We start from the raw sequence: 12,469 nt of genomic DNA on the forward strand, positions 1-12,469 counted from the left end.
GGCGGGAACATAGTTATGTAAAATCTCTTAGGAAACGGATATTTTCAACGATATTTCTAGCTTCAATTTCTCGCGTAAAAAACCCTTGCATCAGACTTCTAAGCAAGGGCTTTACACGATAACTTCTATTTAATTACTTCTTTTTCATTTAAATCTTCCATTTTTATCGCGTCATATCCAAGTTCTTGTAAAATTTCCTCATTGTGTTGCCCGAGGAGAGGTGCTGGCTTTTTTAGTTGGCCAGGTGTTAATGATAGTTTAGCAGGGAAGCCGAGTGTTTGCATGTTGCCACCGATTGGATGTTCATAATCCAAAATCATTGCTCGTTCTCTAATATGTGGATCATGTAATGTTTCATCATAAGAGTAAATCGGCCCTGAAGGAATTCCGTTTACCTCTAGTAATTGAAGCCAATAATTAGATGGATGTTGAATAAGAACATGTTCGATTTCTTTTTCTAGTGTCTGGACATTTTCTGCACGTAAACTATTCGTTAAGAAACGGGGGTCGGTTAGCCATTCACGTTTTTTTACTACGTTAAGGCAAAATGTTTCCCACAACTTTTGGTTCGCTGCGCCGATTAAAATATGTCCATCTTTCGTTTGATATCCTTGGTAAGGAGCGGCAGCACGATGGGCAGTTCCAGTTTTTTGTGGGATCTCTCCTTTGCCAAAATAAGCAGCTGCTTCCCATACGGTCCATGCGAGTCCCGAATCGACGAGGGAGACATCTATATATTGTCCTTTTCCCCCTTTTAGTCGATGGATATAAGCAGATAAAATGGATTGAATGGCTGTCTGTGCTGCAGCTATGTCGTGGATCGCGATGCCGACTTTCACCGGTTTTCCATCCTTTTCACCTGTCATTTCCATTAGTCCTGACATCCCTTGCGCCATGATGTCGAATCCACCTTTTTTACTGTATGGTCCTGTCTGACCGTAGCCAGAAATAGAGCAGTAAATTAGATTAGGATTCATTGCTTTTAATGTGTCATAATCGATTCCGAGCTTCTTGGTGACACCTGGGCGGAAGTTTTCAACAAAAACATCTGCCTCTTTAATTAGTTTATATAAAATGTGGATGCCATCCTCGCTTTTTAAGTTAAGGCACATTCCTCGTTTATTTCGGTTCACCATCATATACAGATAACTTTCTTCATTGATATAAGGCCCCATCGATCGAGTATCATCCCCATTTGGATACTTTTCTACTTTCGTAACGTCTGCACCCATATCCCCTAAAACCATCGTACAGTAAGGACCTGCCAATACTTGTGATAGATCTATAACTTTCATGCCCTGTAATGCTTGTTCCATAAAACGTCCACCTTTATATGACTAGATTTAATATGAGAATGTAAAAATTGAGTTTAAGAGATTCCGCACTGCCCTCGTCATTTTGCACTTCCGCGAAAATATCCGCACTTACCCATTTAACGCACTAATAAAATTATGCGTAATGGCAGTTCTTTAATTAGATTCGGGTTACTTTCATTCGTTTCGCACTTGCAATGTCAGTTGCGCCTGCTAATGTGAGGGATACGTTCGTTTCTTGAATTAGATTGGCAAGAACTTTTTCGACTCCTCGTTGTCCTTCAAGTGCTAATCCATAAACGAATGGTCGGCCAAATAGGACGGCATCTGCTCCTAATGCAAGTGCTTTAACGATATCTGTGCCACGTCTAATGCCGCTATCTAATAGGACGGGAAGTTTTCCACTTACTGCTTTTGCAACTGCTGGTAATGCATCAAGGCTTGCGATAACTCCATCCAATTGTCTTCCACCATGATTCGACACGATGATGCCATCGATTCCATTTTCAATCGCGAGTAACGCATCTTCCGGGTGGAGGATTCCTTTTAATAAAATTGGTAAAGAAGTTCTTTTTTTCAGTTCGGCAATATGGTTCCAGCTTAGATGTGGATGATATAAATGATCGACGATTTTTTGGATAACTGCTTCATCTGTATGTTCTGATAATGATTGTAAAAACGCTTCGTCCGTTTCATAATTTGCCTTTCCAAAGCCTTTCTTTAGTGGTGAAAATTGATTCCGTTTATCTTCTTCCCGAAAACCAAGGATAAACGTATCGACAGTCAAAACGATCGCATCATAACCTGCTTTTTCTGCCCTGTTTACCATACTATAAGAAACTTTTTCGTCTCTTGACCAGTATAATTGGAACCATTTTGGACTATTTTTCGCCGCTGCTTCAATTTCCTCAATCGAGTATGTCGATACCGTACTTTGGATAAAAGGGACATGATAATTTGCAGCAGCTTTTGCGACGGCAAGTTCTGCTTCTTCGTCTGCCATTTTTAACATACCGACAGGAGCCAGTAGAAAAGGGTGGTCATATGTTTTGCCGAGTAATTCAATACTCGTGTCAAGGTTAGATACATCATTTAAAAAACGGGGGACGAGCGCATATTTTTCAAAAGCTGCTTCATTGTTCCGTAATGTTTCTTCCCCACTTGCGCCAGACTGAATGTATCCGAAAAAAGGAGTCGGTAATTTCTCTTTTGCAGCCGCTTCTAGTTCTGCAAAACCATAAGGAAAATTATCTGTTGCTTCAATGCTCTGAGTAAAAGGGTTTTGGTTGCTCGTCATGTTTGCTCACTCCTTTTAAGGAAAGTTCGGTTTTCTTTTTTCTAAAAATGCTTGAATTCCTTCTTTATAATCTTCTGATTGGAAGGAGTCGAGAATAAGCTCAGAAATGGCAGCTGATTCTTCATTTTCACCATCGATGATCGCTTGAATAACTTGCTTAATACCTGCATTTGCGACGGATGATTTAGCGGTAATTCGTTTTGCAAACTCTACGCACTTTTCTTCGATTTTTTCAGCAGGATAGACAAAATCAATGAGTCCGATTTTGTTTCCTTCTTCGGCTGTAATGAGTGATGCTGTATAAAGTAATTCTTTCGTTTTCGCAGGACCAATTAGGTTAAATAGTCGTTTCGTGCTCGTTAAGTTATACACAATTCCGATGTTTGCAGCAGTAATGCCGAGTTTACTTTCAGGTGTTGCAAAGCGAAAATCACATGCATTAGCAAGTTCAAGCCCTCCACCTATTGCTAAAGTCTGAATGAGGGCAATCGTTGGTTTTGGAAAACGGTATAGTGCCTCGATCGCTTCGAGAGCTACATCATTATATTGTTTCGCTTTTTTCGGTGCGAATCGTACTTCAAGGAATTCACTAATGTCAGCCCCTGCTGAAAAAGCTGTTCCATCGACTCCGCGCACGATAAGTAATTTAATTGTTTTATCTTCTTTCAACTCATTTACAAGCTGAAAAAGTTTTCTAAACATCTGAAGCGTGAACGAGTTCTTTTTTTCTGGTCGGTTAATAATGAGTGTCGCAATTGCTCCAGATTTTTGTACATATAGTTGTTGTGACATTGGTGGTTTACCTCCGATTCGTTAGTCCTTTTTAAGATAGGCGGCTAAACGGTTTCCGATTGATTGGATTAGTTGTACGAGAACAATAAGTATAAAGACAGTCGCATACATAACATCTACTTCATAACGCAGATGGCCAAAGCGATATGCCAAATCACCAAGTCCTCCTGCACCAACGAGTCCAGCCATCGCGGTTGCGCCGATTAAACTAACGGTTGCAATAGTAAGTCCTAAAATGATCGATGGTCTCGCTTCTCGTAATAGGACGTGCCAAATAATTTGTCTCGTTTTAATTCCCATCGCTGTATATGCTTCAATCACGCCATTTTCCACCTCGAGTAATGCTGTTTCCATTAATCTGGCAATATATGGTGCTGTATAAATGACGAGTGGAACGATAACACCTTTGACACCGATCGTTGTACCGACAAGTAATTTCGTAAATGGTAAAATAAAAAACAATAAAATAATAAATGGAATAGAACGAAGAATATTAATAATAATATTCAATATTTGATAGATAATTTTATTTTGTAACGCTTGGCCCGGTCGAGTTGTAACGAGTAAAATCCCTAAAGGTATTCCGATAAGAACGGAAAATAATAGGGAAATACCGACCATTTGAAATGTTTCAATAATCGCTTTGCCGATTATTGGTAGCCAATCTTGGATAAATTCATCATATCGATCCAATTATTCTCCCTCCAATCTTTCTATACCGACTTCTTTGCTACGTAAAAACTGTAATGCTTCATCAACGATTTTTTCTTCGCCCGCTAAATGGATGACTAGGTTGCCGATGATGCCATTTTTTAATTCTATAATATTCGCTGTAAGGATGTTCGGTTTGACAGCGAATTGTTGTGTTAATTCAGCAAGGACTGGTTGTCCAGTGTTTTCACCGATAAAAGTCAGTCGGGCAACCACACCTTCTAAATTTAATTGTGAAATTAATGATGCTGATAATTTTCGTTGAGAAATGGTATTTAAAAACTTCTGTGTTGTTGGATGTTCAGGATTTGCAAATAACTGAATGGCAGAGCCTTGTTCAATTACTTTTCCTTTTTCTAAGACAGAAACATTGTCACATATTTTTTGAATGACATTCATTTCATGGGTGATAAGTAAAATAGTAATATTAAGTTCTTCATTAATTTTTAATAAGAGATCAAGAATCGAATCAGTCGTTTCTGGATCAAGTGCGCTTGTCGCTTCATCACTGAGTAAAACTTCTGGCTCTTGGGCTAACGCACGAGCGATGGCGACGCGCTGTTTTTGCCCTCCAGATAATTCAGATGGATAGGTGTGATGTTTATCGGTTAAATCAACAATCGATAAATACTTTTCTACTCGTTTATTTACTTCTTCTTTACTAAATCCTAGAAGCCTAAGTGGGATAGCAATATTATCGTAGACAGTTGCCGTTTTTAGTAAATTAAATCCTTGGAAAATCATCCCAATCTTCTTGCGGACATTGCGCAATTGGTTAGTTGAAAGTTTTGTCGTTTCTTGTCCGTCGATATATACTTTCCCACTAGAAGGGTTTTCTAATAAATTGACACATCGAATCAGTGTGCTTTTTCCCGCGCCACTATACCCAATAACACCATGAATTTCCCCTTTTTTCACATGTAAATGGACATTTGAGACCGCCTCAATATCACCGTTTTTAGAAGGGAATACTTTTGATATATTTTCTAGTAAAATCATTTTGTTTTATCCTTCCTTTTTGAAAGAAAACGTTGCTAAGGATAGCAACGCTTTCTCATAAAGTTACTAATCCCAGCTTGGGATCATGGAACCTTTAAATTCTTCTTCAATAAATGCTTTGACCTCATCATTTTGATATGCCTTGACCAGTTTTTCAACGACTGGATCCTCGATATTTTCTGTACGAACAACTAAATAGTTAACATATGGTGAATCAGTTGATTCTAAAATGATCGCATCTTCTGTTGGAACTAGTCCTGCCTCAATCGCAAAGTTTGTATTAATGGCAGCAGCATCTAATTCACTAAGTTGTTTCGGAATTTGCGCAGCTTCTAATTCAATAAAATCAAGGTTTTTCGGATTATCTTCAATGTCCATAATCGAAGCATTTTCGTCTTTGCCTTCTTTTAATGTAATATATCCAGCTTTTTCTAAAATGTAAAGAGCACGAGAACCGTTTGTTGGGTCATTTGGTAAACCAATTTTTGCACCATCTGGTAGATCATCGAAGTTGTCGTATTCCTCTGAGTACACGCCCATTGGGTTTAAAATTGTTTTTCCAACAACGGATAAATCCGTATCATGATCTTCGTTAAATTGATCTAAGAATGGTTTATGTTGATAGCTGTTTGCATCTAAATCTCCCTCAGCTAAAGCAGTGTTTGGTAAAATATAATCAGAGAATACTTTTAATTCAATTTCTAGTCCTTCTTCCGCAGCAACTTCGACTACTTTTTCCATAATTTGTTCTTGTGGACCTGCAGTTGTACCGATAACTAACTTTTCTTCACTTAATGCGTTGCTTTCACTTTCTTTTTCCTTGTCGTTACTACTTTCATTTTTGTCACCACAAGCAGCAAGTATTCCAACTAATAGAATGATAGATAAAATAAAACTTAGTTTCTTCATGGATCTTTCCTCCTGATGAAAAATATATTTAGTAATGTCGATAAGAAAAAGCCTCTCTTTTCAAACAGAAAGAGAGGCTCGTAAATGTAAATTTTAGTAGCACTCTCTTATCTATCAAAACAATTGTTTTGCAGGAATTAGCACCTTTCTATCCGAATGATAGATGGTTGCCGAGCTTCATCGGGCCAGTCCCTCAGCTTCTCTTGATAAGAGATTTGATATTTAATTATCGAAAAATTACTCTTATCCAAATTTACAACAGAAATTAAAATTTGTCAAAGATAATCGATTTTGAATGTAAAAATGAGTTTAGACTTTAGTGGTTAGTTGGAAATAAGGGGATGGTTCGTTTTTTCTATTTCAGGGTTGCACCATCCGAAAAGAATCTATGTTAAGGTCAAAAAATATAGGGGTAAACGAATAGTAGTGATCAAGTCTAGCTTTAAAAATGATGAAAATATGTTGCAGATAAATTTCGGTACCGGTGAAATAATTTGAGAAACAATGATTCAAATTATTCTGGTGAAACGATCTATTATTCAGGTGTTCTCCAATTTGTTCGATAGAACTTTCGGGGGTTTTGGATTTGTTCAGTAGAAATGCATTTTCCTTCAGCGCATCATTTGTACTTTGTTTATCGAAACTTTACAAGCTTTTCAATGAATCATAACGCTTTTTTACAATAGCTTAATATAATAAAATTGAATCCAATACTATATTTTAAGCAAGGAGGGAATGGTGCATATGCTAAGTAGCTTCTAGTGTATGCTTACCGTTTAAAGAAAAAAATTATGTAAATATCTTTTTTTAAAAAATATTCATTTTCTTGTTAGCAATAGCTGTCATATTCCCAATTATAACTCGGTTTTGGTTTCCTGAACTAGTCATAGTGACTAGCATCACTTGTGGGGGGGTTCTAGCTATTTTTTTAATTGTTGCAGTGTTTATTCGTTGGCTCGTTTTAGGATAAGGAAGAAGTTGAAGAAAAAAAGGGGTAAAGACAAATGCTAAGATTAAGTCTGTTATTTTAGAGGATGGGCATTATCATGGGCATAGTGGAATTTGGAGTAATATTCTGTATATGGAAGTGGAAGCAAAGGACGAAAATGGCCGGCCATTTACTACACATTTAATGGAATATATTCTTTATTTTAAAATATATGATTATAAAAAAGGAACAATTATCCCAATTTTGTATAATCCCAAAAAGCATAAACAAGCAATTTTAGAACCGAGCCACTACCTTCCTTACCTAGAGGAAGAGAGAAAAAGAAAACATCATATGTTAAATACTGATGCAGGAGATTGATGTTGAAATAGGGTAAAAGTATATCATTATTATTAATTTATGATGAAAATGGACCTTTTCCATCGATAGTTTATTTAAAGGAAATAGAGTGCTTTAATAGAGATGTTCATTAAGAATGCAGATACTTTTGGCATAACTAATTTTCATTACAGCCCATCATACTAGGCGGAACCCTTTATTTTCAGTTTAAAAAGAATCCCATTCTTACTACATAAACGCAACTTTAAACGTTAATTCCTAGAGCATGGTGAATGTCCATGTTTCTAATCCTTATTTCCTTTCCAAATAACATGACTCTTTTTCTAGGAGAGATCACCAATTAATACTATTCCATTTTCATCTAACATTTTGATGTCATAATAATATAAAACCCCATTTGGATCATGAAATTCTATAACGACTCCTTCATCTGCTTTTCTTAGAAGATAGTCAAAATACTCCCCATATTCATCAACAAAAACAGTATCCTCATTAATAAATTCAATTCCATCATCAAATGGAGGGCATAAAGGATCTCCTGTTACTTCTTCATTTATATACCCAGCAGTTCCAACTCAATGCCCACCGATTAAATCGTTTTCAGCTATATCGTTGCTACACCCACTTATAAAAATAATGAATCCCATAAGTAACCAACCCTTTTTCAAGTTAACCGAAATGTACTCAATCAGCTTCTTTTACCAAATCATCAACCATAGTCCCATCCTTTAAAATTCCATCTTGAATATAATTTGTTAGATCTGAGCCATATTTAAGTTTAATCTTCTCTAAATAGTCAGCTATTTTAAACCAATCATCCGTTTGAATTAATTTATTTAGATAGGGGATTTCACGATTACTCGAAAAAACTTCTTTCCAACGTTCAATCATTTCATATGTTTTATCGGTTGGATAAAGTTGCATATCTAAAGTTTCACCTGCACTTGGGACGGAATGGCTTTTAGAAAGTGTGAATTCCAAGTTTAATCTACTTGAAGCTAATAATATCTTTTCAACAGCTATTTTTTGATCCAGTTCACTTTTCACTGAGCCATACTCTGATGCTGATTTTACAATGTCCACCGCATCACCAGCCTTTAGAGTGCTCATTACTTTTGAAAAAACGTTGCCAATGAATTTTTTAGTTAAAAAATCAGATGTATAAGTTGCTTGTTGATCTTTTATTTCATTTAATGGTTGATTTATTCGATCAGAAGCTGCGTCTGTTCCAACGTAATACGTTATTTCCGACAAACTGTAGTTGTTCACGGTATAATTTTCTGAGTCAAAAACCCATTCTCTAAATCTTTGCTTATCCATGACATCCTCATCTATATTATATTTTGCTGTTTGTAGGGCGGAAAATAGATAGTGGCTCGGAATATCTTCACGATTTTTCTTATACTCTAGTTTATCGACTGTAACGATAATATTATTTTCCATCGTAGTGTAATAATGATGTAATAGAATTAAATATGTTTTCAACTTAGCTCTCGTATCATTGTTAAGATAACTTTGGCTTGGTCTTGCATTTCCAAGGTATAAATAGGCTTGGATGTTGGTCATCTCTTCTTCTAACGTATCTTTTGTAATCACCACTTTTGCATTTAAACGTTCTTTTAGTTTATCAATATTTTCTCCAGTTATAAAAGTAGCAATATCCTCAATTTCTTCTTTCATGTTTTTGTCTAGATAGATATTTTGAAAGAAATTATAAAGCATTTCCCGTTCATCAGCATTTAGTACTTCATCTTTTGCGACTTTTTCTAAAAGGGAAGGAAACAATCCGCCGTCTAAAAAAAGCATTTCTTTTAAGGAAATAATAGAAGTTGTCCTCGTGTGGACAAAACGGGCTTCCCCAGTTCGGCTTTTTAGTTCATTCATCAGAAGGTTAATATGATGAAGTAGTTCCTTAGTTTGAGGGTCTATATGTTGATTTGCAAATACATCCAAATTAATATTCAAGTAATGGATCGTTTGATGGAGAGTTTCTTTTGACATATCAGTGGCTGAAAATGAGGGATTAGTAATGTACACAAGAGGAGACACACTGTCAATAATGTTGCTGCTTTCTTCGGCATGTCCCCTAAGAAAAGTGAAAATGGTTTCGAATTCTCTTTTTAATCCTTCTAGATACCAGCTTGATATTCTTGCTGATTCGCTCGCATCAACATTTGACTGAAAATGATCCATGTTTCGTTCTAAACTCTCATGTAAGTGAATGAATAATTGTTGAAAGGAGGCAATGATGATTTGATGGACATTGGCCAAATAATTTTTAACGGAAGTTGCAGAATCACCTGTAAAGGATTCCATCGCAGCGAATTTATTAATATGTTTACTAATCGTATTTAAATCGTTCATCACTATATCCCGTGTGGTAGCTATCTTTTCTGCTAGCGCCATAATCTCAGCTAAATCAACCTTTTGATTCATCGGATGTCTCTCCAATCCTATATATATCGATGATCTGTTCCATCTTTATGTATGTATTTATTAGATTAGATTACCATTTTTTATTCTATGTTTCATGAGGAATTCGACACAGTCGAAATGTCTCTGGTAAATGATACCGCTTCTTTATACCTGTTTTTGTCGTTACTTCTTTTAGGCGAGGATTATGCTATAATGCAATGTACATATTTAATAGAAAGTAGGTATTTCGGGTGGATTACATAAATGTCGATCCTAAACATCTTCGTCGGATCAGTTTTTGGGGGAGATTTTTAGGTGCTGTAATAGGAATTGCAGGTGTCATTGTTGCGATACAAGGACTTTTTACAACAGTAATCGGAGTCATTCCAGGGTTGGTCACGTTGTTGTTAGCACACTTTATTTTTCATTCGGGAGCTCGAGCAAATAAGTTTTTAAAATCTGAACGACATGATGTAAAAGCGTTGGATGAACTTTTAAATAATGTAAGTTACTTTTTACTTATCAATGGGATATTACTTATTACTTCAATTATATTCTATATCGTTTTCTTTTTACTTACTGTGGAGTAAGATCAAATGGTCGAAGTTAGACGCGTTTTTTTCGCATGACTAGATAGTTTTCGTCTACCGAAAAAAAGTGCGTCTATAAAATAAGAGTAAGCGTTTAGATAAATGTTGCTTTTCCATGTTAATTATTATTAAACCGTATGAAGGTAAACGAATGGGGACTATAGCATTCGGCACATACGATTTTAGAGAACGATACAATCGGTACTCCGCAGTCAATCCATCTTCTTTTCCCACTTTTTCAGTTAAACGGAGCATTTGTCTTCGTTTCCGGCTTTCTCGGTACACAAGAGGTAAATACCACCTCATCTAAATGTCTAAAGGATACGGCATTTTTCTGACTACATTTTTGCCATCACGAACAATGATATGAATATTTGCCAAAAATTTAGTCATTACTTGTCGTATTTATTTTGCCTAAATAATAGATTTAGTTGCCTCGCTAATTTTTCTCTTTTTGCATGATTTCTCTTCTTTTCTATTCACCATCGGCGTCATGTTTACATATTGCTTCACACAACGATATCTTTCGTTTCTCGCTTCGGCTCCATCCGTTTTGTATGATTTGCCTCTATATTTATAATCAATTAACAAAATATTTTCGATTTTTTATCGTTTTACCTTAGTTTGGATGAGCCGAAAGTTGGGAGAACGCTCTAAAATGTGGTAATTGGTCATAATACCTTTCTAATGACGGAAAAGAATAACAAATTAGCAAACAATGATTGATAAGTTGGTCAACTGTTGTTTCATCGCGAATCTTTTTTATAAGGAAATTTATATGAAAATGGTGTCATTATGTCTGAATAGGTAAAAGGTCATATAGGTAAAGGAGTATATTGGAATAAAAATCGATGGATAAGTTTTGGGTATAAAATTCAAATAGTTAATCATTAAGGATCATTCACTCTTTTGAAGTATTCATGACGATTAACACAATATGACGCTTATGTTAAAAAAACACATTTAGTGTTGATTTTTTAGGGAAAATGCACTATTATATGTAAATAACACGTTTAGTGTAAACAAAAGGAATTGGAATTTGATAGATGGACCTGTTGATAAGGGGAGATATTTTTATAAAAATTACAAAGGTGTCATATGTTATCGTGAACAAAAAATTAAGTTCTTATCGGAAATCTATCTTTCAAGTTAATTGTATTAGAAAAGGTGAAAAAATTGGGTGTAGATAAGCATAAAAACAGATCGATCCGTTTTCCAGCTCTAAGTGATGATTTAATCAAAGAAGCATATGAAAAAGCGAATCAATTATGCTTAAATGAACAGTTTATTCATTTATTAAAAGAGGAAATGATCGATCGGCAATTGGAGAAATAAGACAATGAAAGGAAGTGGAGGAATAAAAACAGAGCAGGGAAATGAGATGTCTTCAACTTGCAGGGGGGTCAAAATAGGACTGCGAACGATACATCGTGCAAGAATCCCACTCATCAAATCATAAGGTTGAGGACTTGAGGCTTTAGCCATGGGAGTCTCAAACGGTTCATGTAGCTATAGTAACAGGCGACATTGTTACATGTTTAAGTTAATTGTTTTGGGGGAATATCTTTACATCTCTATTTTTGTACTAGCATTTGAATGAGGTGCTGTTTTATATACACCATGTGAAACGGCCAAATCATCATAGGCAGCACCAACTGATTTAAAAAAGACTATTTCCTCTGTATTTTCATGATCAGTCATTTGATTTGTCACTAACTCCATTAATTCCCCTTGATTGTTTTCACCGGACCATTTCGGTTATTTTGCTGCGTGAACAAGTTCTCCGGCTTCTTCTTTCACCCCTTTTACATCATCGATATTATTTCCTTATCCAAATTAGAAATTGCCTGCTTCATTCATAAAATTGTTGAATTTCTTTTTCATTTAATAGAATCAACAAATTCTTGCCTTTTTCAAGTAATAGATTGATCACCTTTAGAAAACCGGTGTTGTTAAAGAAGCAAATTGCATATATGTAGTTTTTAAATGCGACACATAACCGTGGAACCAGCACATAATCCTCAAAATTAGTAACTCCCACTGTCAAATATCTCTCATTTGCCTCTTACTGACACGATCATTCTTTCCCCGTATTATAAATTCATTATTATGTTGGATTGAATAAAGTTTTTTTTCGTATTACGATAGAGGTAGG

The 12,469-nt window shown here is 35.7% G+C and carries 11 protein-coding genes and 1 riboswitch; of the genes, 3 read left to right on the forward strand and 8 right to left on the reverse strand.

Annotated features, from left to right (window positions below):
- Positions 1 to 125: 125 nt before the first annotated feature.
- From DFR56_RS00220 to DFR56_RS00245, 6 genes are all read right to left on the reverse strand, one after another.
- Positions 126 to 1,316, reverse strand: a complete 1,191-nt coding sequence (locus tag DFR56_RS00220) for a CaiB/BaiF CoA transferase family protein (RefSeq protein WP_110393418.1) — start codon at positions 1,314 to 1,316, stop codon at positions 126 to 128.
- 157 nt (positions 1,317 to 1,473) lie between these two features.
- Entirely contained in the window at positions 1,474 to 2,610 is a 1,137-nt protein-coding gene (locus DFR56_RS00225) for an alpha-hydroxy acid oxidase (protein ID WP_110393419.1), read from the reverse strand.
- A 15-nt stretch (positions 2,611 to 2,625) separates the two neighbouring features.
- Positions 2,626 to 3,402 (reverse strand): enoyl-CoA hydratase/isomerase family protein, encoded by a 777-nt coding sequence (locus DFR56_RS00230; protein WP_110393420.1) that lies wholly within the window; start codon positions 3,400 to 3,402, stop codon positions 2,626 to 2,628.
- A 21-nt stretch (positions 3,403 to 3,423) separates the two neighbouring features.
- Entirely contained in the window at positions 3,424 to 4,074 is a 651-nt protein-coding gene (locus tag DFR56_RS00235) for a methionine ABC transporter permease (protein WP_372442856.1), read from the reverse strand.
- Positions 4,075 to 4,095: 21 nt separating this feature from the next.
- A complete protein-coding gene (locus DFR56_RS00240; protein ID WP_110393421.1) occupies positions 4,096 to 5,112 on the reverse strand; it encodes a methionine ABC transporter ATP-binding protein in 1,017 nt (338 codons plus the stop codon).
- A gap of 66 nt (positions 5,113 to 5,178) precedes the next feature.
- A complete protein-coding gene (locus DFR56_RS00245; protein WP_110393422.1) occupies positions 5,179 to 6,021 on the reverse strand; it encodes a MetQ/NlpA family ABC transporter substrate-binding protein in 843 nt (280 codons plus the stop codon).
- Between the two features lie 104 nt (positions 6,022 to 6,125).
- Positions 6,126 to 6,234: riboswitch (SAM riboswitch) on the reverse strand.
- Between the two features lie 868 nt (positions 6,235 to 7,102).
- On the opposite strand from DFR56_RS00245, the gene DFR56_RS00250 reads away from it, so the two are divergent.
- Complete coding sequence (locus DFR56_RS00250) at positions 7,103 to 7,330, forward strand: hypothetical protein (protein ID WP_110393423.1); 228 nt, start codon at positions 7,103 to 7,105, stop codon at positions 7,328 to 7,330.
- A 663-nt stretch (positions 7,331 to 7,993) separates the two neighbouring features.
- Here the strand turns inward: DFR56_RS00250 and DFR56_RS00255 are convergent.
- Positions 7,994 to 9,745, reverse strand: a complete 1,752-nt coding sequence (locus DFR56_RS00255) for a T7SS effector LXG polymorphic toxin (RefSeq protein ID WP_110393424.1) — start codon at positions 9,743 to 9,745, stop codon at positions 7,994 to 7,996.
- A 230-nt stretch (positions 9,746 to 9,975) separates the two neighbouring features.
- On the opposite strand from DFR56_RS00255, the gene DFR56_RS00260 reads away from it, so the two are divergent.
- Both DFR56_RS00260 and sda read left to right on the forward strand, forming a co-directional pair.
- Positions 9,976 to 10,314: a DUF5362 family protein gene (locus DFR56_RS00260; protein ID WP_110393425.1), complete on the forward strand. Its 339-nt coding sequence runs from the start codon at positions 9,976 to 9,978 to the stop codon at positions 10,312 to 10,314.
- Between the two features lie 1,176 nt (positions 10,315 to 11,490).
- Complete coding sequence (gene sda / locus DFR56_RS00265; RefSeq protein WP_242694514.1) at positions 11,491 to 11,649, forward strand: sporulation histidine kinase inhibitor Sda; 159 nt, start codon at positions 11,491 to 11,493, stop codon at positions 11,647 to 11,649.
- A 231-nt stretch (positions 11,650 to 11,880) separates the two neighbouring features.
- On the opposite strand, the gene DFR56_RS22735 is transcribed toward sda, so the two are convergent.
- Positions 11,881 to 12,036, reverse strand: a complete 156-nt coding sequence (locus DFR56_RS22735) for a hypothetical protein (RefSeq protein ID WP_158525439.1) — start codon at positions 12,034 to 12,036, stop codon at positions 11,881 to 11,883.
- Positions 12,037 to 12,469 lie beyond the last annotated feature (433 nt).

The organism is Pseudogracilibacillus auburnensis, from assembly GCF_003201975.1.
In the GTDB taxonomy this organism is placed as follows: domain Bacteria; phylum Bacillota; class Bacilli; order Bacillales; family Amphibacillaceae; genus Pseudogracilibacillus; species Pseudogracilibacillus auburnensis.